The following is a 25,591-nucleotide window of genomic DNA, read 5'->3' on the forward strand; positions in this document are numbered from 1 at the left end:
CGCCGGCGTGCGCGACAGCGGGGCCGCGCTCGCCGGGGGCGTCTCATCGGCCGAATCGAGCGGCGGTCTGGCCCTGGACGCAGGGGATCGGGAGCTCGGAACGCTCATGGATTCGACCAGATGCCCTGAGCTTCGCGCGTCGTCACGAAGGGCCGAGGCGCAGCGTCGGAAGCGTCGACCAGGTGGGTCACGTCGAGGAAGGTCACTGCTCCTTCGCTGGTGTCGACGACAGCGTTCGGCACGGGCTCCCCGAACACCTCGACCGCGGCGACACACCGCGTCTTGCCGGCGGGCAATCCCAGGTAGCCGCGCGCAGCGCGGCAGACGACGATGCGGAGCGGGGTAGCCGCCGGCTCCGCGAGGACGGGCGATACGATCACGATGATCCTCCCCCGGTCCTGGAGGATGCCCATCACCCGGGGGTCGGTGCGCGGCAGCGGCAAGGGGGCGCGCCACGCGATCACCTCTTCCACCTGCCGCGCCCTCAGCGCGAAAGTCACCGCGCCCATGTCGAAGAGCAGGAAATCGACAACGGCCCTCTCGTGCAGGCCCTTGTCCGGGGCGTCGTCGCGCAGATCGTGAACCTGGCTCATTGCTTCGGACAAGGTGTCCTCGATTTATCACAAGGGCAGACGCCGGGGAGGTGCATTCGTATCGGGCTGCGCGGTGTCAGGAGATTTCTGACGTCGGTTCTGCTGTCGCTGTCGTGCGCGTTGCCTTCCCGCGCGGGCCGCCTTCCCGCGCGGGCCGCCTTCCCGCCCAGGCCGGCGGCGTCAGTAAGACGCCTCGACCGAGGCGCCCACGTAGGGGCGACCGGTGGTGATGATCAGCCGGTGCGAGGCGTAGGACGGTGGAGGGACCTTGTTGAAGGTGAGGTTCTTGCCGAACACGGAGACCCAGACGCGCTCGATCGGCGAGAAGGACACAGCGGCGTCGAGGTTGAACGCCGATCGCGCCGCCAGCCGATCTCTGGGCGGCAGCTCGTCCGTGTCGTGGGCGGGCGCGTCCCTGGAGCCGTGGCTGTTCATGCCAGTCCGGAAGGTCGCGGCGAGCCCCGCGGTGAACCGGCTGGCGCTGTAGCTCAGGTGGCCTTTGACGAGGTGGATGGGGTAGTTCGCCCAGGTCTCGCCGTCCCAGTTGGTCAGGATGTTGAGGTCGCTCTCGGCGCCGAACGGCTTCGACACGCTGTACCAGAGGTCCCCCGCGAACCCGCCGCCGAGGTCGCCGATCGCGCCGATCTCGCCGCCGAGGGCGTCGACGTCGGCGGTGCTGTTCGAGAAGCTGCCCCACCAGCCGCCCGCGGACGGGTGCCTGGGGTTGTGGGCCACGTGGTGCTCGAAGTCCTCGGGCCGCACCTGATCCCACGACACCCAGCCGAGGGTATTCTTATAGCGCTCATAGAAGACCGCGACGTCGAGGGCGAGGCGCTCGTCGAGCAGGCCCACGACATAGTCGAGCTCCACGAGGTGGGAGGACTCCGGAACGAGCGAGGGCAGCGGCGCGATGGGCTCGTCCTCGAAGGCGGCGTTGAATTGCTCGAGCCAGTTGAAGTAAGCGGCGTCCGGGAAGCGGAAGCCCTTCTGGTAGGACAGCTTGACGTTCTGCGTGTCGCTGATCGCGTAGGCGGCCGCGACGCGGTAGGAGGGGCTGTTCACCGGCTCGGGCTCGCGCGAGAGGCCCGCGCGGAGGTTCAGCTCTCCAAAGTCGGTGTGATCGAAGCGCAGGCCCGCCGAGACGGTGAGATCGTGGAAGGTGGCGGTGCTCTCGCCGAACGCGGCGAGCTCGGTCCACGAGAAGCTCTCCGGGGACTCGAAGGCGGTCCCGTAGAGCCGTCCCCAGCGGGACCTCTGGCCGCTGAAGCGCTTGTGGCTCGCCGACGCGCCGATGGCGATCTGGCTGTTCGGCAGCGCCGTCGTCTTGTAGACCGCCTTGATGTCCCGGTGCTCCTCGCCGAGGCCCCCGACCGGCAAGACCCCTGCGCCCGGGACCGGATTGGAGGCCTTCGCCATCTCGTCTGCGACCCAGTCGGCCGGGACGAGGGCCGTCTCGAAAGCCGAGAAGGTCGGGACCAGCTCGACCTTGTGCTGCCTGGACAGGTGGACGTGGATCTCCGGCGTGACGGTGAACGTCCGCTGCCGCACATGGCCGGTGTTGCTGTCGGACCACTGGCCCGCGAGCTGCTCGCGGGTCATGGCCCTGTTCGGCGCGTTGCCCATCATCGACGTCTGCGCGTAGTCGAGCCGCAGGTCGACGCTGACGGGGCTGCGCTCGGAGCCGTAGCGGAAGCGGCCGAAGCCCTTGTAGCTCGGCTCGCCGAGGGCGTTGACGCGCGTGTGGCGCAGGAAGGGAGACGTCGTGACGCCGGCGTAGGCCTTGCCATACAGCTCCGCGGTGTTCGGCCGGGGCGCCTGGGGCAGCTCTCCTTCGTTGTCGGCGTGGCCGAAGTAGAGGAAGCAATCGGCGTTGTGCTTCTCGCTGAGCAGGCCGCCGTAGCTGACCTCCAGGGTGCGCGTGTCGCCGGAGGCATACGACGCCTTGCCCCAGAGCCCGGGGCGGGTGATCCCCGTGGGCCTGAGGACGTTGACGAACCCGCTGATCGCGCCGGAGCCGTGGACGATGGCGCCGGGGCCGAGGATCACCTCGACCCGCTCGATGTCTCCGGTGAGGGGCACGGCCAGCGTGCTCCCGATGGCGCCGAAATGGGCGCGCATGTTCGTGTTCACGCCGTCGACCATGACGAGCGTCTTGGCGTTGTTGTCGATGAGCACGCCGCGCACGCCGATGAGGCGCGAGGTGCGCTCGTGCTCGCCGATCAGGACGCCGGGCTGGTGGGCCTGCAAGAGGTCGTCGAGCGAGCGGACGGCGTAGAGCTTCAGCGTGCGCGCGTCGTAGAGGCGCGCCTGGCCGGTCGACGTCTTGCTCTCGGTCTCGAAGAAGCCAGTCGACGAGACCTTCACGTTGAGCAGCTCCTCGAGATCGAGCGAGAGGAACTGCCCCTGACCGCCGTCATCGCCGCCGGCCAGCGCCTCGCTCCCCGGGGGCTGCGCCCAGGAGGAGCCCGCCGCCCCGAGCGGGCAGAGCAGCGAGCAGAGGAGCAAAGCCGACTTGCGCATGGATTCCCCCACATTCGAGCGCCGGGCAAGGCGCACGGGATCGGGGCGAGCCGGCGAGCCGGCGGCCCGAGGTCCTGGAGCACGCCTGGACCGCCGGCCATGGCTGTACGCGGCGGCGCCAGCGGGCGCGCGCTGCCCGGCCTCCCCCACGAGTCTGCAACGGATGTGTTCGCTGACTTGCCGTATTGCGCGAACATCCCGATGTTACACGAATGCCCGGATGCGTCAACGGCTGTCCTGAACGCTCGACGTGGAGCGTTCAGGACAGCCGGCGCGCTCTCGACTCTCGAGAGCGCATCTCGGGAGCGGGAGTTGCTCCCGGGGTGTGACTCGATGGGAGTCGATGTGAGAAGGTGTGGTGTTCCCCGGTGAGCGGCCGCGCGCGGGGCCGGCGTCAGCGCCCGGTGATCCAGTAATGGAAGGCGTGGAATCCAGCGCCGCGGCGCAAGGTGATCGCGATGGGGGCCGGCGTCGAGAGGCGCGCGGCGGGGAGGGGCAGCGCCCGCTCCACCCACGGTCCGCGCGGCACGTCGACGGTGCCGATCGCCTCGCCCGCCACGGAGACGGCGAGCTCGGCGCCGTCGTCCGAGGCCACCCGGAGCACGAGGCGCGCCTCGGCGGGGGGCGCCGCGAGGTGGACGACGAAGCGATCGGCGGTCCGGTGGTAGCGGCCGCCGTCCGCGAGCTCCGTGCGCGTGGGGTCGAGCTCCCCTGGCGCGCTGCTCTCGGGCGCGGCGAGCGCGATCGCCAGGTTGCGCTGGTCCGCGAGCGGATCGAGCGCATAGGCGTGCGCCGCCTCGGACTCGAGGTCCGAGACGTCGAGCTCGTCGAGGATCCGCTCGCCGGGCACGGACCGCACCGGCAGCGCCCCTGAGCCGAGGAGGTCCCAGCGCGCCTCGTAGGCGATCATCGTGGTGCCGCCGAGGATGGCTTGATCCTCGACGGTGGCGTCGACCAGCGCGCGGCCCAGCACCGGCGGGCACGCCATCCAGTGCGGGTAGACGATGAAGTGGGTCGGCCGGCGCTCCGGGGGCAGCTTCTCGTAGTGCTCGAACCTGGAGCCGGCGCCGGCCACCCAGTAGCGCGCCTCGCCCTCGGTGGTCAGACCCACGACGTCGAAGGTCCTGCGGCCGCTGAAGTAGGCGAGCGCGCCCGTGTCGTTGACGCCGATCCTGGCGTCCTCCGGCAGGTGCCGCGCGGCCCAGCGGCCGAGCCAGACCTGCTGCCGATCGATGGCGCGGGCGGAGTTGGCGAGGTCGCCGATGGCCCACGGCAGCCGCGCGGCCAGGGCGCCGGCGAACGCGCCGGCGAGGAGGGGCGTCACGTAGTGGAGCGAGGGCCGGAGCCGCTGGGCGGCGTCGCCGAGCTCGCGCGCGAGGCAGGCGGCCATGACGATCCACGCCGGCGCGAAGGGCCAGACGTACCGCACGCGGTTCCAGAGGAAGCTGAGGTACGTGCAGGGCAGCAGCGCGCCGAGCGCGAGGGCGCCCACGATCGCGGCGTGCGCTGGGCGGCCCCTCCGGTGCGCTGCCACGGCGAGCGCGACGGCGCCGAGGGCGATGACGGCGGCGGAGCCCTCGGGGAGGAAGACGGCCGTCCACTGGCCGCCGTCGATCACGTCGGTCACGAGCAGCCAGACGTTGTCGAGGAGCGCGGCCCTGAGCGTCGGTCCGTCGTAGTTGGGGTTGCCGATCAGCCACTTGACGGACGTCGTCGATGAGGTCGGGTGGCCCGCGAGCAGCTGGTTCAAGGCCGGGACGACGAGCGGACCGAGGAGCGGCGCGAGGGCGAGCAGGCGCCCGGCGGAGCGCGCGGAGCGCGCGGAGCGCGCGGAGTGCCAGAGAGCGCCGCTGCGGGAGGGGGATGGAGCGGAGAGGGGCGGCGCCGCGAGGGGCGCTTGCGGCACAGCGCGTGACGCCGAGAGGGCGAGCGCGATCGCGGCGAGCAGGGAGGCGAGCGCGCCCTCCGGGCGGAGCAGGGGCGCGACGAAGCCGCAGAGCGCGAGGGAGCGGGCGATCGGGGCGGTGGGCGGCAGCGCGGGCGCGCCGGGCGGCAGCGCGGGCGTGGCGCTGTCCGTGGCGGGCTCTGGCGATGCCGGTTCGCAGAGCGCCGCTGCCAGGCGGGCGGTGCGGGTGAGGATCCAGGCGAAGGCGACCGTCTCCATCCCGCTCCAGGCGAACCACGCGAATGCGGCGAACCCGGCGCACATCGCGCCCGCGCCGGCGGCGGCCGCGGCGCCGGCGAGGGGGCGCGCGAGGCGCGCTGTCTCGACGGCGAGCGCGGCGTGGAACACGAGCCCGAGCGCCCAGACCGCATAGACGAGCGAGAGATCGCGCAGGCCGAGCGCGTGGAAGGGGGCGAGCAGCACGGGCCAGAGCAGGCTGGTTGCGCCGCTCGAGTAGCCGTCGCCTGCGACGAAGCTGAAGAAACCGCCCTCGGCGAGCCGCCGGGCGTATTGCATGTGGATGAACGCGTCGTCGAGCGGCAGGGCCGGGCTCCCGGCCTGCGCAAGGATCGCCCTGATGCAGAGCGCGCCGAGCGCGCCGCTCGCGGCGAGGGCGGGCGCATAGGGGAGGGCGCGCGCGGCGAGGGCGCGCAGCCGGGAGGGGGCCGGAGGTGCCGCCATGGGGCCCGACGCATACCACCGTGCCGCCGGGGGACAGCGATTTCCCGCGCCGGGTGGCCGGCGGATTTCCCGCGCGGGGGCGGCCGGCATTTGGTAGAGCGCCGGGGCTCCATGGTCTTCCAGCCGCGCCCGAACCACCCCTACGCCGACGCGCCTCGCTTCCCTGACGGCGACGACGTCTCCATCGACGCCTTGATCCCGGGCGCCGGCCCCGTCGAGATCGAGATCGGCCCTGGCCGCGGCGGCTTCCTGTTCGAGCGCGCGGCGGCGAGCCCCGAGGCGCGGCTGCTCGGGCTGGAGATCCGCCTGAAGTGGGCGGCGATCGTCGACGGGCGCCTGCGGAAGGGCGGCCTCGGCGGCCGCGTGCGGGCGCTCAACGCCGACGCGCGCGAGGCGCTCGCACGGCTCCGGCCCGACGCGTCGATCACACGGTTTTTCCTGCACTTCCCGGATCCGTGGTGGAAGAAGCGCCACACGAAGCGCCTCGTGATGGGCCCGGCGCTGCTCGACAGCCTCGCGCGCCTTCTCGTGGACGGTGGCGAGCTCTTCGTGCAGACCGACGTCGAGGAGCGCGGCGCGCTCTACGCCGACCAGATCGGCGCGCACCCCGCGTTCGAGCCGGCGGGCGACGCGCCCGGCTCGCCGCACCTCGCCGAGAACCCCTACGGCGCGAGGAGCCCCCGCGAGCACCACGCGATCGCCGACGGGCTGCCGGTGAGCCGGCTGCGCTACCGGAGGCGGCCGCGCGCGGCCGGCGGCGCGCCGCTGGATCCCGGCCAAGACGCCGGCTGAGCCGGCTGGACGCGCTCGACGGCGCGCGTGAGGCGGATGGCGGCTACGCTGCACGTCATGCTCTCGATCCTCGCGTGGACAGCAGTCGCCGCGGCGATCCTCGCTCAGGCGTCCATCACGGCGGCCTGTGGCGGAGCGAGCTGTACTCGCGCGGCCAGGAGCTCCTGCAAAGCGCGCTGATATGGCGACTGGCGGTCGCGGGCTCCTTCGTTGTGTAGTCGGGCTGCGGCAGGAAGACGATGTCTCTCGGCCCACGCCGAACACCGAGATGGAGAGTGACGACGAGGATTAGATGGAGAATGGCTGACGAGCAGCGCCGCGCGCTGCTCAGCAGGCGTGCTCGAGCTCTGGGGATCCCCGCCGGAGCACGCACGGTGGCCGCTACGGTGCTGCCGAATCGGGAGAGGGAGCCAAGCCTGCGCTCGGAGCAGCGCCCATCGCCGCATGTGCGTCGCCGACCCTGGTCGTGGACCGACACCGTCGTGGCGTCGCAAGAGTAGGAGTTGAGCGCCTCCTCGCCCTATGAAGGACGGGGCCGGCCGGTCGGTGTTGAGGGTCATGCGCCCTGCAGCGATGCGCGCGCACCTGTGATGGGGGACGCGAGGCTTCGGGTGAAGGGCTCGTCCTGGGCTCTCCGTGCTGCCCCGAACAGAGGCTGTCGCTCTTTCGGACCCGAGATGAGAAAAAGCTGAGCCGCGCGCGCCGTCGGTAGCGACAGCGGTGCATGGGAGTCGTCGAAGCTGCCCAGAGAAAGCCGTGATGTTGGCACGACTCCACTTACCTCTTACATCTGGAGGACGACATGCATCGTGCGCGCGTGAACATGGGGATCCTGGGTTGGCTGGCGGGTGTGGCGGTCTGTTCGGTACCGATGGTCGGATGTGGCGGCGGCGAGAGCACCCAGGAGGAGACGAGCGCCACGTCAGGCTCCACCACCACGAGCACGGGTAGCGCTACCGGCGGGAACGCAGGGAGTGGTGGAGACGTGCAGGGGGGCACGGGCGGGCTCGGGGGCGCCGGAGGGCAAGGCGGGAGCGGCGCCGGCGGCGCAGGTGGCACCGGCGGCGCGGGCGGGCTCGGGGGCGCCGGAGGGCAAGGCGGGAGCGGGGACGGCGGCGCGGGTGGCACCGGCGGCGCGGGCGGGCTCGGGGGCGCCGGAGGGCAAGGCGGGAGCGGGGACGGCGGCGCGGGGGGGCAAGGTGGCCTCGACGGCTCGGGGGGACAGGGTGGGGCCAGCGAACCTCCGTGTCCCCCGACCCAGACTTTCTGTGACCCCTTGTGCGTGGATACGCAGACGGACGCCATGAACTGTGGGGCTTGCGGCACCACGTGCAAAGCGGGCTCGACCTGCCAGGCCGGCGCCTGCACATGCCCGCTGGCGGGGCAGACCTACTGCGATCCGCTTTGCGTCAACACGAACCTCGATCAGTTCAACTGCGGGTCGTGCGGCAACATATGCGGCGGTGGCTCGTTCTGCACCGCTGGCGAGTGCACGTGCAATGCGGGGCTGGCGTACTGCGATAACCGATGCGTGAATCTCAGCAACGATGAGAGCAACTGCGGAGGGTGCGGCACCGTCTGCTCCGACGGACAGAACTGCGTCACGGGTATCTGTCGCTAGTTCCGCGTCTCAGAAATCCCGCCAGAAACACCGGTCGATGACGACCGGCCGCCGGAAAATAAGCGGCCCGTCCGATGGGCGGACGTCTTGCCGCCCACGACCGCGAGGGGCGGGAACGACTCTTTCGCTACGGCGCTCGGCCACCCTTCGCGCTCGAGCGCTTCTCGGAACTGGCGGACGGGCGCATCGCCTACCGGCTCAAGGGGCCGAACCGGCGCGGCGCGCCGCGCACGCATTCGCCGCCTCGAGCCCCCGGGCGGAGATCGACGCACGCCTCGCATGGGCCGCGTTGCTCGCGCGCACCTTTGCGATCGACATCCTGCGAACGCAAAGCATGAAACCTGCGTATTCCGACGGACGTGACGGCTCGTTCCGGAGCGACGCGACGGCCCAGTCCGGCGAGGAGCGCGCCCTCGTCGCCCCGAGCCGCCTCCACCACCTCTTCCTGAAGGCCGCTTCCGAGCGCTGGCCGCGCGCGAGCGTGCTCGGGGCGCCCGGGTGCTGGCGCCCGTGATGTCGCGGCCGTCGCTCCCGTTCGCGCTCTCGAAGGACCGGTGGCGGACCATCGACTGTGACGCCGCGGCCCTCGACGCGGTGGCGCCGCCGAGCGAGCGCCCGGGGCCGGGCCGGCGCGCACCGGGCGCCTGGTCGAGGCGCATGCAGGCGAGGTGGTGTTGAAGACCCGCCTCGGCGGGAGCCGCACGCTCGACCTGCTTTCGGGCGAGCAGCTGCCCCGGAGCTGCTGACCTACCGCGTCAGGTCGACGTTGTACCTACCGTCGCCGCTCGCGGCGGTGCCCGTGATGTGCGTCGTCCCCGGCTTTCGCTCGACCTCGTTCTCATCGACGGGCGACGGCTGCAGCTCACCCGTGAAGGTGAGCGAGAGGGTGACGTCGCCCTCGAGAGCACCCGCCATCGTGAAGCGACCGTTGAGGCTCCCTTCGAGCGTACCGGTCGGAATCTTGCTGAGCTTCATCGAGAGCACAGGCAGCGTTTCGTTCGTGTTGTAGGTAATCTCGCCGTCATCGGAGTAATCTTTGAGCTCCTCGATGAGGTTCATTGTCTTGTTTGTCGAGGCACCCTGATCGACCTGCCCGCTGATGGTGATCGTGCCCGTTTTCGCACCATTCGCTGTCTGCGGCGCGATATTCGCGCTCGTGGCGGCGTTGAAGCCTTGAAAACCGAGCGTGATCGCTTTGTCAATCGAGTCATCAAGCCCCTCATAGGCGCGCTGGGCGTCCTCGTCCGAGCTGACGTCGCTCGAGCCGCAGCCGACAAGTACGATCGAAAGTGCGATGACGAATTGTGTTGTTCGAAACATTTGGGCCTCCTCCGCTGATGAATACCACGAAGGCAGCCGCACGCGTGGTCGCGCGTCGAGTCGAGGACAGAGCTCCCCCGCGAGCGGCCTAAGGCGCCGCGCTGGGTCGAGCCCCCGATCACGACAACAACATAACCCTCGGTACGAAGGGAGCAGGCGTGCGCAGCGGGGGGAACTCGCACGCTACGTGCGACGAGCGGGAGCTGGAGACGGAGAGGACGGTTCGCTCGAGCGAGACACTCACCCGAAAGGGGAGAAACAGTCAGGGCTCGCAAGACCACGGGTGCCAATGACGCGTGAGACAGGTATCCTCTCGAAGTTTGTGTAGCGACGGCGGAGAATGAACCTGATCCGTGCCGAAGCTTTCCATCTCCGATCGATCCTACCCCCCCGCCCCGGGGCGCAGGACGCTTCTTCCGCCGCGCGGCGCGCCGCGGTCGAGTCGCGGCGCTCCGGCTCCGCGCCGCCGCCGCGGGCGACCGCGCGCTCGTCGGGAGCAGGCCGCCACGCGCCCCCCCGGTCGACCAGCGGGTCCTGGCCAGGTGCGTAATAGCCGACCGGATTGCCCTGCCGCTGGAAGTCGTGGTGCTGGCGCGAAAGCCAGCGCGGCGCCTCGCCGGTGGAAGCCGCGGGTGGAGGTGTTGCGCCGGGCGCCGCCGCGCGACGCTGCTGCGCAGCGAGCAGCCGACCAGCACCGCGCTGACCTGGGCGCACCGCGGACGTCGAGAGCGTCCTCCGGCCGCCGAGGTCCCCGCGGGGGCGTGCGCCGCTCCAGAACGGCACGCCTCGCTCGCGGCGGCGGCGGCGGCGGCGGAGCGCGTGCGCGCCGTCAGCGCGGCGCGAGGCGCGAGGCGCGCGGCGCGCGGCGCGAGGCCGAGCCGCGTTTGCGGGTGGGCTCGAGAGACCGAACAGGCCATACTCCGCCTCGAGAAGCGGGGGGCATGGATTTCGACGTCGACTTCGCCATCGTGGGTTCGGGCTTCGGCGGCAGCGTCTCCGCGCTGCGCCTCACCGAGAAGGGCTACAGCGTCACCGTGCTCGAGTGCGGCAAGCGCTGGCGCAAGGAGGATTTTCCGAAGACCAACTGGAATGTACGGAAGTTCCTCTGGGCGCCCAGGCTGCTATGTCACGGAATTCAGCGGCTGACGCTGCTCAGGGACACGCTCATCCTCTCGGGCGCGGGCGTGGGCGGCGGCTCGCTGGTCTATGCCAACACCTTGCTGGTGCCCCCGCCCGAGGCCTTCACCAGCCCCGGCTGGCCGGCCGGCACCAGCTGGCGCGACGAGCTGATGCCCTTCTACGAGCTCGCGAAGCGCATGCTCGGCGTGACCGCGAACCCGAAGCTCTGGCCGGCCGACCGGCAGCTCCGGCAGATCGCCGACGAGATGGGCCGAGGCGACACGTTCCACGTCGCCAGCGTGGGCGTCCTCTTCGCGAGGGAGGGCGAGCAGGAAGGGCAGCGCGTGCCAGACCCGTTCTTCGCCGGCGAGGGGCCCGATCGCGCCACGTGCGTCCACTGCGGCGGATGCATGGTGGGCTGCCGCTTCGGCGCCAAGAACACGCTCGACCTCAACTACCTTTATCTGGCCGAGAAGAAGGGCTGTACCATCCAGCCCGAGACGATGGTCACCGCCATCGACGCGCTCCCGGGCGGCGGCTACGAGCTCACCCTGGAGCGCTCCACCGCGCTGCTCAGGAAGCGCCGCCGCACGCTCCGGGCGCGCGCGGTGGTGCTCAGCGCCGGCGTGCTGGGCACGGTGAAGCTCCTGCTGAAGGCGAGGGCCGAGGGCCGGTTACCCCATCTCTCCCCGCAGCTCGGCCATTACGTGCGCACCAACAGCGAGGTCATCCTCGGGGTGACGGCCAGCGACGATCGGGTCGACTACTCCCGCGGCATCGCGATCACGAGCGGCATCTACCCCGACGCGCGCACGCACATCGAGCCGGTGCGTTACCCCGCCGGCTCGGACGTGATGGGCGCGCTGGGCACGGTGCTCACCGACGACGCGCCGGGCTTGCCGCGCTGGCTGCGCTGGCTGGGGCGGCGGCTGCTCCACCCGATCGACCTGCTCTCCGGGCTCCTGCCGTTCAGGTTCGCGAGGCGCTCCACGATCCTCCTCGTGATGCAGACGCTGGACAACTACATGCAGCTCGTCTGGAAACGCGGCGGCATGACCACCCACAGACCGCCCGGCCAGCCGAAGCCACCGGCGTACATCCCCGTCGCCAACGAGGTTGGCAAGCGGCTCGCCGTGCTGATGGACGGCACCCCGCGCAACGCCATCAACGAGGCCGTGCTGAACGTCCCGACCACCGCGCACATCCTTGGCGGCTGCGCCATCGCCGACAGCCCGGAGCGCGGGGTGATCGACCAGCGCAACCAGGTGTTCGGCCACGACGGCCTTTACGTGGTCGATGGCTCGATGGTGCCCGCGAACCTGGGCGTGAACCCGTCGCTCACCATCACCGCCATGGCCGAGCGGGCGATGAGCAAGATGCCACCGAGGCGGGACAACCCGGCCTTCACCGGGACGTCCAGAATGCTCGAGGCGGCGGCGCCCTCGAAAGGCCAGGCTACGATAAAAAGTGGTTGCGAGGCGAACAAAATTCCTTGTAGGTAGAGAATGTGGTGTGCGTGGTAGTGCGCGCCACGCAAAGGCAGGGGCAGCTTGGACTCTCGACAGAAGATCGGCGCGGTGCTCGGGGACCGTTATGAGATTCTCGCCGAGCTGGGCGAGGGCGGCTTCAGCACCGTCTACAAGGCGCGGCAGCTCGCGACGGGCCAGTGCGTCGCTATCAAGGTGCTGCAGCTCGGGTCGAGCGGCGCGGCGCAGGCGCGCGAGAAGCGCCTCGCGCGCTTCCAGCGCGAGATGCAGCTCTGCGGGCAGCTCCACCATCCGAACATCGTCAGCCTTATCGACTCGGGGCAGGCGGACGAGGACGTCGTCTATTCGGTCTTCCAGTTCGCGCCTGGCAAGGACCTCTCCCGGGTCCTCGCCGAGGAGGGCCCGCTGGATCCACGCGAGGCGCGGCACTTCATGCTGCAGATCCTCGACGCGCTCGGCTGCGCGCACGCGCAGGGGGTGATCCACCGGGATCTCAAGCCCGCGAATCTCATGGTCATTCCCACCGGCGCCCGGCGCAACGTGCTCGTGCTCGATTTCGGTATCGGGGCGCTCACGGAGGAGGCGAGCCGCGACGAGAAGACGCGGCTCACGCTGACGAACGAGTCCGTGGGCACGCCCGCCTACGCTGCGCCCGAGCAGCTCCGCGGCCAGCCTCCGACGCCGCGCACCGACCTCTATGCCTGGGGCTTGGTCTTCCTCGAGTGCCTGACCGGCAAGCGCGTCATCGCGGGCGACACGGCGGCTGACGTGATCTTCAACCAGCTCTCCGCCGATCCCGTCGCCATCCCTGCGAGCATCCTCGACCATCCGCTCGGGGACATCCTTCGCCGCGCGACCGCCAAGGACGCGGCGGCGCGCAACGTCACCACCGAGGGGCTCCTGCGTGAGCTCGAGGAGTGCGACGTGAGCGGGCTGCGATCGAGGAGCGTCCCCGTGCGCCTCCAGCGGGCCGCGCCGGACATGCTGACGGAGACGGTGGAGCTCGCCAGGCAGCTGGTCGACGGTGGGCTCTCCAAGCGGCTGGTGGAGGGCGAGCGGCGCCAGATCACGGCCGTGTGCTGCACCCTGGCGGCGTCGAGCACGGCGCAGGGACAGGTGGACACGGAGGAGCTCGATCAGCTCCTCGGCCTCCAGCAGGAGGCGTGCACGATGATCGCCCGCCGCTTCCACGGCCACGTCGCGGGCGTGCTGGGCGACAGCGTGCTGTTCTATTTCGGCTACCCGACGGCGCGCGAGGACGCCGCCCGGCGCGCGGCCGAGGCGGCGCGTGAGATGACGGCGGATCTGCTCCGGCGAAAGGAGGCGGTGGAGACCGAGCGCAAGATCCGCATCGATCTCCGCATCGGGATCCACACCGGGCTGGTGATCGCGCGCGAGCTGCGCGACCCGAAGGTCGCCGGCCTCGGTTACGTCGTGGGGACGACGCCGAACCTCGCCGCCCAGCTCAGCGCGGCGGCGGAACCCGGCGGCATCGTCGTGAGCGGCGAGACGCAGCGGCTGCTCCGCAAGCACTTCGCGCTGGAGGAGGACGGCTCCCGCTCGCTCGATGGCTCCGAAGCGCCGGTCGAGGTGTTCCATCTGCGGGAGGGCAGCGTGTCCGGCGGGCTCCGAGATGTGCCCCTCGTCGGCCGAGCGCGGGAGCTGGACACGCTGCTGGAGCGCTGGGGCCACGTCCGCAGCGGCGGAGGCCAGGCCGTCCTCATCACCGGTGAGGCGGGTATCGGCAAGTCGCGCCTCGCCCGTGAGCTCGAAGAGCGGATCGATGTGGAGGCGCACAGCTGGCTGGAGAGCCGCTGCACGCCGGACAGCGCGAACAGCGCGTTCTACCCCATCGTCAGCCTGCTCGAGCGCCTGATCGATCCGCGCCGCGAGACAAAGCCCGAGGATCGGGCGGACAAGCTGGAGGCGCTGCTCTCGCTCCACGGCTTCGACCTGTCCGAGGCGATGCCGCTCTTCGCGTCGCTCCTGTCGCTCACGCTGCCGGGGACGTGGGCGCCGCTCGACGCCTCGCCCCAGAAGCAGCGCGAGCTGACGCGCAACGCCGTGCTCTCGCTGCTCTTCGAGATGGCCGAGAAGGAGCCGGTCGCGCTCTTCATCGAGGACCTGCACTGGGCCGACCCGAGCACGCTCGAGCTGCTCGGCCAGCTCGTCGGCGAGGTGGGCTCGTCCCGCGTGCTCGCGCTGTTCACGGCGCGGCCGGAGTTCGCGCCGTCGTGGTCGCCGGCTGCAGTGCTGCAGATCCAGCTCGGCCGCCTCGGCCGGCCGGAGGTCGAGCAGATGGCCATGAAGGTCGTCGGCGGCCGCGCGCTCCCGGCCGAGGTGCTCGATGTCATCGCAGGCCGCACCGACGGTGTGCCGCTCTTCGTGGAGGAGCTGGTCCTGGCGATGATCGAGGCCGGCGCGCTGGTCGAGGTGAAGGACGAGGAGCGCTATGCGCTGGTGAAGCCGCTCTCGGAGCTGGCGATACCCGCCACGCTTCGCGACTCGCTGATGGCGCGGCTCGATCGCCTCGGCCGGGCCAAGGAGACGGCGCAGATCGCGGCGGCGATCGGGCGGGAGTTCACGTTCGAGCTGTTCCAGGCGGTGAGCCCGCTCGGAGAGGCAGAGGCGCAGGAGGATCTGGACAAGCTCTTGGCGGCGGAGCTCGTGTACAGGAAGCGGCGGCTGAAGAGCGCCGCGTACATGTTCAAGCACGGGCTCATCCGCGACGCGGCGTACGACTCGATGCTGAAGCGGTCGCGGCAGCAGGTGCACGCCAGGATCGCGAAGGCGCTCGAGGAGACGCTGCCGGAGATCGTCGAAGCGAGGCCGGAGCTCCTCGCGCACCATCTCGCCGAGGGAGACCTCGAGGAGCGCGCTGTCGACCAGTGGCGCAAGGCCGGCCACCTCGCCAACCAGCGCTCGGCGCACCACGAGGCGGCCGCCCACCTCGGCAGGGGACTGTCGCTGCTCGAATCGCTGCCCGACTTGCCGGCGCGCGAACGCATCGAGATCGATATGCGGCTCGCGCACGGCGCCGCGCTCATCGCCGTCCGCGGCTATACGGATCCCGGCGTCGAGCGCGCGTATGCCCGCGCGCAGGCGCTCTGCGAGCGTGCTGGGAACAGCCCAGAGGTGTTCTGGGCCTTGGTGGGCCTGCACCTCCACCATCACGTGACGAGCAACCTCCGCGAGGCGGTCCGCCTTTCGGGGCTCCTCCAGCGCATTGCCGAGGCATCCGGGGAGCCGGCGCTGCTCGCCGTCTCGCAGTTCGAGCTGGGCTCGCAGAACTTCTTCCTGGGCGACTTCCGGAGCGCGCTGCCGCAGCTCGAGCGAGCCGTCGCCCTGTGCCCGCCTGACGAACGACTCTACCTCTCCGTGACCGGCGGCGATCTGCGGGTGGTCGCGCTCTGCTTCGGTGCGCTCGTGCTCTGGCACCGCGGCCGGACGGAGGACGCGCTCGCGCGCGGCGAAGAGGCGCTCGCGCTCGCGCGCGAGCTGCGGCACGCCCACACCTTGACGTGCGCGCTCATCTTCATCGGAGCCGAGCTGTTCTTCTACACCGCCGATCGGGCGTCGATGCGCTGCTACATCGAGGAGGCGATAGCGTGGTGCGACAAGCATCGCTTCCCGCACTGGAGGGTCGAGGCCGAGTTCTTCCTCGCCTGGGCCAAGGGCACCGCCGCGCTCGACGACGCCGCGCTCGACGATCTCCGCTGCACGATCGACGGGCACCCCGGCGTGGCGCGCACACTGTTCCTCGGCATCGTCGGTGACATTCTCCTCGAAAAGGGGCGATTCGACGACGCGCGGCAGGTTGCGCGGCGCGGGCTCGAAATCGCGGAGAGGTCGCTGGTGCGCCTCTGGAGCGCCGAGCTGATGCGCATCCAGGGCGAGGCGACCCTCGGCGCAGGCGGCGGCGTTGACGAAGCGGAGGCGTACCTCCGTGCGGCCTTCGACCTCGCTCGCGCGCAGGGCTCCGTCGCCCTGGAGCTGCGCGCCCTCCGCAGCCTCTGTCGCTGCTGGAGAGCGCACGGGCGAGCGGGGCACGCGCGCGAGCTGGCGGCGGCGCTCTCGGGGGGCATCGCCGACGGGCTGGATACGGCAGACGCGAAGAGCGCCAGGGCCGAGTTCGAGGCGCTCGCGCGGGCCGTGTGAGCGGGGCCCGCGCAGGCCCGGCAGGGTGGATCGACCGCCCTCATTGGAAACCGCGAGAGCGATGAGACGACGCCATGATAGACAGCCGAGTGCTCGAATCGAATCAGCTATTCATCGACGCATGGTCGTTCTGGGCAGAGCATTCGCCAGACGGCAGCGTCAGCAAGCCGGCCCCTGGCGTCGTGGCCACGTGGATGAACCACGCGTGGCCGATCTGTAACCTGATGTTCTTCGATACGGCGGTGAACGACGAGGCCGATCTCGTCGCCCGTGTCCGCGCGACGTTCGCCTGCGCCAAAGGGCTGAAGCATGGCTGGCTCCTGTTCGCGAGCCCGGACATGTTGCCTCCGGAGCTCCGCGAGCGTGCGCCGGAGATATTCGCGCAGCACGGCCTGACGCGCGCAACGCAGATGACCGGCATGATCGCGGACTCGCTCGTATCACCGCAGCGGGAGCTGCCGAACTTGAAATACGCGCGCGTCCGCGACGAGCACGCGAGGCGGTCGGTGGGGACCGTCAACGCCGAGGCGTATGGCATCCCGAGCGAGTGGGGGATCGACGCGGTGAACTACGCGTCGATGTGGCCCGACGCCGCGTTCGGCGATCTCGCCATCGTGGACGGCAAAGCTGTCTCCACCGCGACCGTCGTGCGCCTCGAATCGTGCCACTATGTCGGCCTGGTCGCGACCCTGCCGGACCACCAGCGGCAGGGCTACGGAGAGGGCGTGATGCGGCACGCGATCGAGCAAGCGGCGTTGGTGGAGGGGCCGAAGCGCGTTGCGCTACACGCGACCGAGGCCGGAAGACCACTTTATGCGAGCATGGGCTTTCGCGACGCTGCCTCATTCATCGGTTACTATCCAAGCGGGGGTTGAACATCCGCTCGCGCGACCGGAGCGAAAGGGCGAGGTGGTCGCGGTGCTCGACGAAGGGGGCAAAACCGTAGGCGGTCTTCTCCGCTGCCTGCCGCAGGTCGAGCCAGCCATCGAAGCCATGGGCGGCGAGCATCGCCGTCTCGGCGAGGCGACGATCGTGCGGCCGGATGGTGAGCCCGCGCCGCCGCGCGTCGATCTCCGCGTCGCGGAAGGCGCGCCATCGGAAGAGCTCGGCATCGAGGCCGCCGGAGATCATTAGCTCGGCCCACAGGGCTTCAGCGAACTCCTCCTCGGCGGCGATGAACGCCGTCCAGATCTCGACCAATGCGATGCGGAGCGCGGCCGACGCGACGAGCGCCGGGGTGCTGCGCTCCGCCTGCTCGCCGGATGGCGCCGCTCTCGCGCGCAGCGCGCCGAGGAGGATCGTCGCGCGCGGCGCTGCCTTGTCGATACGGCGGCACAGCTCTTCCCCGTGCCGCGCGACCACGATCGGGAGCAGGTGGTCGACGTAGCGGCCGCCGAGGAGGTGCCAGCGCGCCAGCGCTCGTTTCATGATCCGCGGCTCGGCGCCGCCGAGGGGGTCGTGCGCGCGCTCGCGGTGGATCTCGGTTCGCGCGAAGCAAGCGGGACCGAGGCGCGGTCGTGCGAGGAGGCCGGGGTCCGCCGCGATCCGCCGGGCGGTGTCGCGGAGCGCCCGCAAGGCGTCGTCGCGCTTCAGATCGTGGGTCGCGAGAAACGCTTCGATGTGTCCGTCAGGATCCGACATGAGAGCGCGCCCCAGGACGGCGCTCCATGTTCGATCCGCGTAGTACAGGTCGATGGCGGCTCGCGTGAGCCGGTCCGCAGTCGCGCGGTCGAGGCGTCCGGCGCGGGCGGCCATCGAGACCGCGTGGCGGACGTTGATGAGCGCGACGGTCAGCGCGCGGTGACTGTCGTCAGGATCCATGAGCACCGCCACCTCATCGTCAGACCCGAGCACGCCGCGGCGGAACAGGCGATAGATCGCCCCCACCCCTCGCATCCCGAGCGGCCAGCACTCGGCCGCTCGCAACGCCCCCATGCTCGACGCGCCGATGACCGTCGCCCCGTCCCGGAGAACGTCGACGATCTCGCGGGGCGGCACTGCCTCTTGCTGAGAAAAGACCCCGTCGATGATAACGAAGACGGCGCTGCCGTGCTGCCGGGCGGCATAGAGGTCCCCGCGGGCGATCGGCGGGCGAAAATCGCCCCCCGGGAGCGCCGACTCAGCATCTCGGCGGGAGATCGAGGGGCCGATGTACACGACAGGTGCATCCGGTATCGTGGGCATATCGTGTCCTTGGCTCGTCGCTGCGGCGGCGCATCATATCACAGGGAGAGACCGTGAGTAACGCGCGCCGCGGCGTCGCGGCGCTACGGCCACAGCAGATGACGCAGGCACCGGTCGCCCACCCTCCGCCGGTTGACGAGGAACGGTGAGAGGCCGGGCACGCGGACGCGCACGACCGGGATGCCGATATCGGGCCGCGTGAGGTCGGCGGCGATGACGCGCTCCATGCCCGCGCCCGCGAGGCGGGCGAGCAGGAACCCGAGATCGTCCCGGAGATCGGTGGAGGTGAAGGAGGGTACGGCCGAGAACGGCTTCCATTGGACCGGCAGCAACTGCCGCAGGCGGATGGTGCGACTCTCGGCGCGCCTGCCTGCCGGCAGAAGGTTCCAGGCGTCGCGCGCGCCGTGGATGACGCCGACGCGTGACTGGACTGCCTCGGTGATCGCGCGCAGGAGCGCGACCTCGGCCCGTGGGGCGGTTCCCGCGCCGCTGAAGGTCAGGGTCGCAACGCCGTCGGCGGTCGGAAACCGAGCGTCGGTGAGGACGGCCCAGAACGTCGCAACCCCAATATCACTGGTGATGTCGTGGATGGCCATGTGGAGGTCATGCGCGGCCAGCGCGTCGAGCCAGCCCCGAGCGCTGGCGGGCAAGGTCGCCGGATCGATCTGCGCGAGCGGCGGGGGCGGGGCCTCGGGGGCGCCGAAGAGCGCGAAGAACTCGACCTGGGCCTGCGCGTCGCGTTCGATCACCTCGCACAAGGCGTGGACGACAGCCTCGATGACGGTGCTGCCGGAGGCGAGCCCATTGGTGTCCACCTCCCGCAGCACGCCGTCCGCCGGGGGGGTCAGGGCCAGGTCGGCCGCCAGGAGGATATCGATCCCCGATCGAAGCTCGCGCCCGGCGACCCAGGTGATCGCGCGATCGGCGGAGTACAGGGTGTCGTCCGGGAGGTCAAAGAGGGCAGGGTCGACGGCGAGCGGCGAGCGGCTGCCCTCGAGGTCACTGAAACTCGCGCGCAGCGTCAGCGATTCGGGGATGGATTCCGCGGAGACGCGCTCCACAGCCTCCATCATCGCGCTGACGCGGGCCGACGTCGCGTCGCGACCCTTGCCGAGGTGCGTGGTCAGATCGCGCGCGAGCGGCGTGACGGCGGCGAAGACCGGGAGGCGGAGCCTGTCGAGCGGCGAGAGATCGGACACACGGGTGATCGGGATCCGGGCGGCGATGGCGCGCACGCATCGCTCGGCGTCCTCCAGGGTCGTCACGCGATCGACAAGGGGGTCGAGCTTAGGGCTCGGTGGGAAGCACCAGGGGTCTCTCATCGGCAAGGCGGTCCTTCACCCGCGATGCGTAATACGTAGCGTAATAGGTCGAGGAGCGGTGGCGGCAGGAGTGCGAGTTGCCTGCATTGCCTGCGACGATACCCGGACGGGCTCAGCGATTCCTGTATTTTCATTTTGTTTGACAGGCCGAGCCGTTCTCGGTTACGTTCACCCAAAGATCAGTGGTTCTTCTTTGAATTGGGTGCCTGATGAGCAACTTCGACACACTCTATGAAGCGGGCATGTTTCCGGCAACCGTGACAAAGGAATCCGACCTCGGTCCCGCGGATCGGGACACGATCGCCGTGCTCTCCAACGATGAGATCAGCGCGTTGATTTCTGCGTACAAGAGGCTCGATAGCACCGCTCAGCGCAAGGCTCGGACGCAGTTGCACGTGTGTGGCTTCTGAGCGGCGTTGTTGGAACGGTCGAGCACAACGGCTCGCCCAGCGACGCTGAACGCGCGTGCTCGTTGCTCATGGTCTCTCCCTGCGTCATGATGCGCCGCAGCGACGAGCCAAGGACACGATATGCCCACCATGCCGGATGCACCCGTCGTGTGCATCGACCCCACGACTCCTGGTTTTCTTGACATCTTGGAGTGGCTTTGGGTATACACGAATTGAATCTGGACCTCTGAGCAAGGGTCAATGATGAGTAACTTCGACGTGCTGTATAAAGCAGGCCTGTTTCCGGGCAACGTGACTCAGGAGTCCGACCTCGACCCCAAAGTTCAGGCGACGATCAAGAGCCTATCGCAAGAGGAGATAAGTGCGTTGATCTCGATGTTCAAGAAGCTCGATGGCGTCGCTCAGGACCAGGTCAGGGATCTCATGCGCACGGCCTCCTTCTGAGCGGCGTCGCTGGCACGGAGCGTTCGAGTCATGCAGCGCATCAGCGAGCAACTGGAAGCCCGGCGGCAGCTCTACAGTGTTCGGCTCGCGGAGGCGACCGCCAGGCTCTGGGAGCACCCACAGCTCGTGGAGCGCTACCCCGTCATGCTGTTCCGGATGCACTGCATGGCGCGCGCGACGGTGCCGCTGATGGAGGCGGCGGTCAGCCGGCTGAGCTCGATGGACACTGCCGATCCGGTGGTCGCTGGTCTCCAGGAGTACTTCACGGATCATATCCCGAGAGAGCGGCGCCATGATGAGTGGATCCTGGAGGACCTCGCGGCGCTAGGGCTCGACGTGCGCGAGGTGCTCGAGCGGCTCCCTCCGCCGATGATCGCGTCGATGGTGGGTTCTCAGTACTACTGGATCCATCACCATCACCCGATCGCGCTCCTCGGCTATATCGCGGTTGTGGAAGCGGAGCCTCCGACGCCCCAGATGGTGGACTCGGTCGTCGCGAAGACCGGCCTGCCCAGGACGGCGTTCCGGACCTACCTCCGGCACGCGGCGCTGGAGCCCGAGCACAATGCGATCTACAAGGAGCTTGTGGACAGGCTGCCGCTCGAGCCGCGGCATATCGCCGCGATCGGGTTGAGCATGCTCCACAGCGCGTACGAGGCCGGAAGGTCCGTGGAGCAGATCCTCGGAGCCGGCGCGCAGCAGGGATGAGCTGCCCGGCGGCATCGGCCAAGCGATGCGCCTCAAGCATGTGAGAGCGGAGCGCCGCGGCTCTCCTTCGGCAGCGTGATCACGAACTCCGTGTACTCCCCCTCCTCGCTGTCCACCCGCATCGTCCCCCGGTGCCCCTGCACCACGATCTCGCGGCTCAAGGATAGCCCCAGCCCTGTCCCTTGCCCGGGCGGCTTCGTCGTGAAGAACGGCTCGAAGAGCCGCGCCGCAGCGTCCTTCGGGATCCCCATCCCGTTGTCGCGGATACGCACCTCGACCTGCTCACCCCGGTCTGCGGTGGAGACGCTCAGCTCCGGCGTATAGGCAGCCCCGCGCTCGCGCTTTTTCTGCCGCATCGCATACAGCGCGTTATCGACCACGTTGAGGAACACCCGCCCCATGTCGAGCGCCGCCATCTCCACCGGGCCGATCGCCGGATCGTACGCCGCGACGACGCGCACCTCGAGCTCGCCGCCCTGGGCTCCGGCGCGCGCGTGCCGCACGCTCTCGTCCACCACCGCGTTCAGGTCGGCCAGCGCGCGCTCACCCGACGGGCGGCGGGTGTGCTGGAGCATCCCCGTGATGATCGCGTCCGCCCGCCGGCCGTGCTCGGTGATCCGGGCCGTGCTGTCGCGCAGGTAAACCAGGTTCTCCTCGATCTGCGCGAGCGCGTCAGGGTCGAGCCGCGCCCCTTGCGCATGCAGGTCGTCGCTCAGGTCCTGGGCCAACCCGGCGGCGATGCTAGCGAAGTTGTTCATGAAATTCAGCGGATTGCGGATCTCGTGAGCGATGCCTGCCACGACGCCGCTGAGCGACGCGAGCTTCGCGTCCAGCACGAGCTGCATGCGCTCCACCGTCTCGCGCTCGAGGCGCTGGTACAGCGACGCGTTCTTCACGGCGACGGCTGCCTGGCTGGCGAACGCGACGAGGAACTCCAGATCCGCCTCGGTGAAGACATGTGCCGCGCTGCGGTTGTCGACATAGAGCACCCCGATGACGTCGTCCTTGGGCTTGAGCGGAACGCACATCGAAGCGCGGATCGACTGGGTGACGACGGAGCGCGCCGCGTCGAGGCGAGGGTCGAGAACGGCATCGGCGAAGAGCGCTGCCACGCTCTTGCGGAGCACATAGTCGACGATGTTCTGGCTGAAGATCGGCTCATCGTCAGGCAAAGGCAGCGACGTCTTCACGGCGTGCCGCTCGAGCCTCTTCGTCGTTTCGTTGACGAGCAGGACGGCGCCGCGGTCCACGTCGAGGATCCGGAAGATCAGATCGAGGATCTTGTGGAGCAGGGTGTCGATGTCATCGGAGACGGGGAGCAGCTTGGCGACCTCGATCAGGATCTGCAGCCGAGCCTCCGCTCTCGGCCCGCAGCCGGGAGCGCCGGGTTCGCTCGCCTGCACGAGCTTGCCGATGATGGTGTGTTTCAGCGGGCGGATCGCCTGCGGTCGCAGCGACGGCTCCGACGAAGGAGCGCCGTCTGTCGTGAAGAGCAGGTCGAGATCGCCGAGCGTGATCGTGTCGCCGCTCCGGATCTCTTTGCGCTGCACCCGCGCGCCGTTCACGAACGTGCCGTTCTTGCTCTGCAGGTCGACGATGAAGAACCTGCCCTCGGACGGCTCGATCCGCGCCTGGCTGCGGGACAGGCTCCTGTGCGGGATGCAAATCGCCTGATCCTCTGCGCGGCCAATGGCGATGGCGGCGTCTCCAATGAGGAAGACCTGCTCCTCAGGGCCGCCGGGATTGTAGATGAGCGTCGGCAAGGCTCGACCTATCGCAAGGTGGTCGTCGTGGCCACACTGACGGTCGGCGCGCCCTCTGCGGGGGAGGCGGCCGGACCGCGGCGCACCACGTTGAAGACGTTCACGGGCGGACCTCCCGGCAGGAGGCTCCTCGCGTCGGCCTGCTCGAACTCGAACAGCCCCTGCGCGGCGTCGCGGACCGCTGCATCGATGAGGATCTCCCCGGGAAGCGCCGTCCTGGCGAGGTGCGCGGCGGCGTTGACCGCCTCGCCGAGCACCGTGTAGTCGAGCCGCCCGTAGGCCTGAGAGCCGACGCTGCCGGAGAGCACCTGCCCCGTGGAGAGGCCGATGCAGATCCGCCGCATGTAGGACGAGCACTTGCCGGCGCGGTGCGCCACCGCCGCCACCTGCGTGCGGACGGCCACGCACGCGCTGAGCGCCCTCGACAGATGATCCGGCCCCTGGAACACCGTCATCACCGTGTCGCCGAGAAACTTGTCCACGACGCCCCCCTTCGCCAGGAGCTCCGGGACGATCATCTCGAAGTTGGCCCTGAGCAGCCTCATGGCCTCACCGGGCGGCATCGCCTTGGCGGCGGGGATGAACTGGAAGATGTGGATGAACGCCACCGTGGCCAGGAGGGTCTCGCTCTCGAGCGCGATCGTGGGCCCTATCGCCCGGAGCCGCTCGACCAACGCCGCGCTCGTGTACTGGCGGAGGACCTTGTTCTCCTCGTCCAAGCGCGCGTTCCTCCGCAGCTCCGCGGCCTGTTTCTTGGTCTTGTCGATGGTCGCCTCGAGATCGGCGCGCTGGAGCGGCTTGAGCAGGAAATCAAATGCGCCTTGGTTCATCGCGGACCGGATGTTCCCCATGTCGCCGTAGGCGGACATCATCACCGTCTTTGCGAACGGGTTCACCTCCGGGACGTGCCCGAGGAACGTGAGTCCATCCATCACGGGCATCTTGATGTCGGTCAAGATGACGTCGATATCGGGGTGGCGCCGGAGCTCGCGGAGGGCGGACTCCCCGTTGTCCGCGAAGAGGAACTGGTAGACGCCGTCGCGGATTTTCTGCCGGAAGTGCAGCTTCATCATGAGCGCCACGTCGGGCTCATCGTCGGCGACAAGGATCTTGGTGGGACCGCTGCTGGCCTCGCTCACCGCCGCGAACGCCGTGACGAACTCGCGCGCGGACTGGAACCGCTGCGCCGGATCCTTCGCCAGCGCGCGTTCGAAGAAGCCGTCGAAGCCGGACCGCAGGCTGGGGACGACGCTCGACGGCGGCGGGGATAGATCCGTGCAGATGCTGATGAACAGCTCTCCGATCGCGTTCGTCGTGAAGGGGAGCCGGCCTGTGAGAGCCCTGTAGGCGATGACGCCGAGCGACCAGAGATCGCTGAGATGGTTCGGCACGACCGCGCGCACCTGCTCGGGGCTCATGTACGCCGGCGTTCCGATCGTCCTGCCGGCCACCGCCTGCTGGTCTTCGTCCGACCCCTCGAAGACCGTCCACACCACGCCGAAATCGAGGAGCTTCACACATTCGCCGGGCTCCTTCCGGGCGATGAAGACGTTTGCCGGCTTGAGATCGCGGTGGACGATCCCCGCGGAGCTCGCCGCCTCCAGGCCGATGGCGATCTGCCGGAGCAGGGCGAGCGTGGTCGACGGCGAGAACTGCTGCTCCCGGGCGAGCCTGCTCTCGAGGTCCTCTCCTTCGAGGAGCTCCATCACGATGTAAGGGCAATCCTCGTCGATGCCGTAATCATATACCTGGACGATGTGCTCGTTCCGGAGCCGGGCGATCGCCATCGCCTCCCGCTCGAAGCGGCGTCGCGCGGTGTCGGAGGTGAGGTGCTCGGGCGTCATCACCTTGACGGCGACCGGACGCCGGAGCACCTGATCGAACGCCTCCCAGATGACGCCCATCCCTCCGCGTCCGATCTCACGTTCCAGCGTGTACTTCCGTGCGATCGTACGATTCGACATGATCATGTGGGCGTCCGGCTCACGCGCGAAGCACGCGAGCTCGTCCGCGGTGTCTTGGCCCTGGTGCTCGGCAGTTCGTACGTCGGTAAGAAGCGCGCCGCCTCACGTCCACGTCCTTCATGCAGCACGGGAGCGTGCGCGCCGGCATCCCAAGCCACCGCGCTGCCGCCCTGAACCCGTTCGCTTGGACGCATGCGCTGCTCCTCGGTGGTATCTATATCAGGCTGGTTCGAGCCGTCCAAGAGGCATCGCCGGACCGCGCCCTTGCAGCGGCTCGGCCGCGCTCGGCGGTCGCCGTATCGCCCGCTCGTGTCCAGCAGCGAGACCGGGTGGGAATCGTCCGGCCGAGCGTTCAAGGTGGCCGGGGCGGAAGCGGTCTGGCGCAGACGACGCTTCTTCGCTGCGGCATGGGGGCCGTGTCAAGACGAGGAGCACGCCTGGGCAGATCGCGCGGCAGATCGCGCCGTGGTCAGCTTCGTTATGTTTCAGGATCGTTCCGCGCTTGCCGGAAGAATGTCGTGGTGCGAACGGAGATTGGCGCCTTGCTGCGACGTTTTTCC

17 protein-coding genes are annotated in these 25,591 nt (G+C 69.6%); 9 read left to right on the plus strand and 8 right to left on the minus strand.

Translation table 11 applies throughout. The annotated features are described in order from the left end of the window. Positions 1–104: 104 nt before the first annotated feature. The 3 genes from WMF34_RS04175 to WMF34_RS04185 all read right to left on the minus strand — a co-directional run bounded on the left by WMF34_RS04175 (position 105) and on the right by WMF34_RS04185 (position 5,739). The gene (locus WMF34_RS04175) at positions 105–605 is read right to left on the minus strand and encodes a chemotaxis protein CheW (RefSeq protein WP_437992479.1); all 501 of its coding nucleotides are present in this window, start codon (positions 603–605) and stop codon (positions 105–107) included. Positions 606–773: 168 nt separating this feature from the next. After that, positions 774–3,113 carry a TonB-dependent receptor gene (locus WMF34_RS04180; RefSeq protein WP_437992480.1) on the minus strand — a complete coding sequence of 780 codons (2,340 nt, stop codon included), beginning with the start codon at positions 3,111–3,113 and terminating at the stop codon, positions 774–776. 394 nt (positions 3,114–3,507) lie between these two features. Next, entirely contained in the window at positions 3,508–5,739 is a 2,232-nt protein-coding gene (locus WMF34_RS04185; RefSeq protein ID WP_437992481.1) for a hypothetical protein, read from the minus strand. Between the two features lie 111 nt (positions 5,740–5,850). On the opposite strand from WMF34_RS04185, the gene trmB reads away from it, so the two are divergent. The 3 genes from trmB to WMF34_RS04200 all read left to right on the plus strand — a co-directional run bounded on the left by trmB (position 5,851) and on the right by WMF34_RS04200 (position 8,666). Continuing rightward, on the plus strand, positions 5,851–6,531 hold the full coding sequence (gene trmB, locus WMF34_RS04190; RefSeq protein ID WP_437992482.1) for a tRNA (guanine(46)-N(7))-methyltransferase TrmB: 681 nt from the start codon (positions 5,851–5,853) through the stop codon (positions 6,529–6,531). Between the two features lie 802 nt (positions 6,532–7,333). Beyond that, positions 7,334–8,152, plus strand: a complete 819-nt coding sequence (locus WMF34_RS04195) for an MXAN_6577-like cysteine-rich protein (RefSeq protein WP_437992483.1) — start codon at positions 7,334–7,336, stop codon at positions 8,150–8,152. 334 nt (positions 8,153–8,486) lie between these two features. Next, complete coding sequence (locus tag WMF34_RS04200; protein ID WP_157906438.1) at positions 8,487–8,666, plus strand: hypothetical protein; 180 nt, start codon at positions 8,487–8,489, stop codon at positions 8,664–8,666. A gap of 233 nt (positions 8,667–8,899) precedes the next feature. On the opposite strand, the gene WMF34_RS04205 is transcribed toward WMF34_RS04200, so the two are convergent. Next, a complete protein-coding gene (locus tag WMF34_RS04205) occupies positions 8,900–9,472 on the minus strand; it encodes a hypothetical protein (RefSeq protein ID WP_012233421.1) in 573 nt (190 codons plus the stop codon). A 941-nt stretch (positions 9,473–10,413) separates the two neighbouring features. Between WMF34_RS04205 and WMF34_RS04210 the strand changes: the two genes are divergently transcribed. The 3 genes from WMF34_RS04210 (at position 10,414) to WMF34_RS04220 (ending at position 17,111) form a co-directional block, all read left to right on the plus strand. Then, positions 10,414–12,093: a GMC oxidoreductase gene (locus WMF34_RS04210; RefSeq protein ID WP_437992484.1), complete on the plus strand. Its 1,680-nt coding sequence runs from the start codon at positions 10,414–10,416 to the stop codon at positions 12,091–12,093. 48 nt (positions 12,094–12,141) lie between these two features. Next, positions 12,142–16,236 (plus strand): TOMM system kinase/cyclase fusion protein, encoded by a 4,095-nt coding sequence (locus WMF34_RS04215; RefSeq protein ID WP_012233423.1) that lies wholly within the window; start codon positions 12,142–12,144, stop codon positions 16,234–16,236. Between the two features lie 74 nt (positions 16,237–16,310). Next, positions 16,311–17,111: a GNAT family N-acetyltransferase gene (locus tag WMF34_RS04220; RefSeq protein ID WP_012233424.1), complete on the plus strand. Its 801-nt coding sequence runs from the start codon at positions 16,311–16,313 to the stop codon at positions 17,109–17,111. On the opposite strand, the gene WMF34_RS04225 is transcribed toward WMF34_RS04220, so the two are convergent. Together WMF34_RS04225 and WMF34_RS04230 are read right to left on the minus strand one after the other, a co-directional pair. Continuing rightward, positions 17,083–18,420 (minus strand): TfuA-like protein, encoded by a 1,338-nt coding sequence (locus tag WMF34_RS04225; protein ID WP_437992485.1) that lies wholly within the window; start codon positions 18,418–18,420, stop codon positions 17,083–17,085. The two genes, WMF34_RS04220 and WMF34_RS04225, sit on opposite strands and share 29 nt — an antisense overlap. Before the next feature lie 83 nt (positions 18,421–18,503). Then, positions 18,504–19,655, minus strand: coding sequence for a YcaO-like family protein (locus WMF34_RS04230; protein ID WP_437992486.1), 1,152 nt, complete (start codon positions 19,653–19,655; stop codon positions 18,504–18,506). Between the two features lie 296 nt (positions 19,656–19,951). Here WMF34_RS04230 and WMF34_RS04235 point away from each other — a divergent pair, with 296 nt between their 5' ends. The 3 genes from WMF34_RS04235 (at position 19,952) to WMF34_RS04245 (ending at position 21,304) form a co-directional block, all read left to right on the plus strand. Then, positions 19,952–20,152: a hypothetical protein gene (locus WMF34_RS04235; protein ID WP_044963937.1), complete on the plus strand. Its 201-nt coding sequence runs from the start codon at positions 19,952–19,954 to the stop codon at positions 20,150–20,152. Positions 20,153–20,392: 240 nt separating this feature from the next. Then, complete coding sequence (locus WMF34_RS04240) at positions 20,393–20,596, plus strand: hypothetical protein (RefSeq protein WP_044963939.1); 204 nt, start codon at positions 20,393–20,395, stop codon at positions 20,594–20,596. 30 nt (positions 20,597–20,626) lie between these two features. After that, positions 20,627–21,304 carry an iron-containing redox enzyme family protein gene (locus tag WMF34_RS04245; RefSeq protein WP_437992487.1) on the plus strand — a complete coding sequence of 226 codons (678 nt, stop codon included), beginning with the start codon at positions 20,627–20,629 and terminating at the stop codon, positions 21,302–21,304. Positions 21,305–21,336: 32 nt separating this feature from the next. Here the strand turns inward: WMF34_RS04245 and WMF34_RS04250 are convergent, their stop codons facing one another. Together WMF34_RS04250 and WMF34_RS04255 are read right to left on the minus strand one after the other, a co-directional pair. After that, entirely contained in the window at positions 21,337–23,067 is a 1,731-nt protein-coding gene (locus tag WMF34_RS04250; RefSeq protein WP_437992488.1) for an ATP-binding protein, read from the minus strand. Positions 23,068–23,075: 8 nt separating this feature from the next. Next, on the minus strand, positions 23,076–25,037 hold the full coding sequence (locus tag WMF34_RS04255; protein ID WP_437992489.1) for a protein kinase domain-containing protein: 1,962 nt from the start codon (positions 25,035–25,037) through the stop codon (positions 23,076–23,078). Positions 25,038–25,591 lie beyond the last annotated feature (554 nt).

This window comes from Sorangium sp. So ce145 (genome assembly GCF_051525985.1).
In the GTDB taxonomy this organism is placed as follows: Bacteria; Myxococcota_A; Polyangia; order Polyangiales; family Polyangiaceae; genus Sorangium; species Sorangium cellulosum_B.

Coding starts and splice junctions, on each gene's coding strand:
- WMF34_RS04225 (WP_437992485.1), bottom strand. CDS start 18,420: ATGCCCACGATACCGGATGCACCTGTCGTGTACATCGGCCCCTCGATC.
- WMF34_RS04255 (WP_437992489.1), bottom strand. CDS start 25,037: ATGATCATGTCGAATCGTACGATCGCACGGAAGTACACGCTGGAACGT.
- WMF34_RS04185 (WP_437992481.1), bottom strand. CDS start 5,739: ATGGCGGCACCTCCGGCCCCCTCCCGGCTGCGCGCCCTCGCCGCGCGC.
- WMF34_RS04245 (WP_437992487.1), top strand. CDS start 20,627: ATGCAGCGCATCAGCGAGCAACTGGAAGCCCGGCGGCAGCTCTACAGT.
- WMF34_RS04220 (WP_012233424.1), top strand. CDS start 16,311: ATGATAGACAGCCGAGTGCTCGAATCGAATCAGCTATTCATCGACGCA.
- WMF34_RS04205 (WP_012233421.1), bottom strand. CDS start 9,472: ATGTTTCGAACAACACAATTCGTCATCGCACTTTCGATCGTACTTGTC.
- WMF34_RS04180 (WP_437992480.1), bottom strand. CDS start 3,113: ATGCGCAAGTCGGCTTTGCTCCTCTGCTCGCTGCTCTGCCCGCTCGGG.
- WMF34_RS04235 (WP_044963937.1), top strand. CDS start 19,952: ATGAGCAACTTCGACACACTCTATGAAGCGGGCATGTTTCCGGCAACC.
- WMF34_RS04210 (WP_437992484.1), top strand. CDS start 10,414: ATGGATTTCGACGTCGACTTCGCCATCGTGGGTTCGGGCTTCGGCGGC.
- WMF34_RS04240 (WP_044963939.1), top strand. CDS start 20,393: ATGATGAGTAACTTCGACGTGCTGTATAAAGCAGGCCTGTTTCCGGGC.
- trmB (WP_437992482.1), top strand. CDS start 5,851: ATGGTCTTCCAGCCGCGCCCGAACCACCCCTACGCCGACGCGCCTCGC.
- WMF34_RS04195 (WP_437992483.1), top strand. CDS start 7,334: ATGCATCGTGCGCGCGTGAACATGGGGATCCTGGGTTGGCTGGCGGGT.
- WMF34_RS04200 (WP_157906438.1), top strand. CDS start 8,487: ATGAAACCTGCGTATTCCGACGGACGTGACGGCTCGTTCCGGAGCGAC.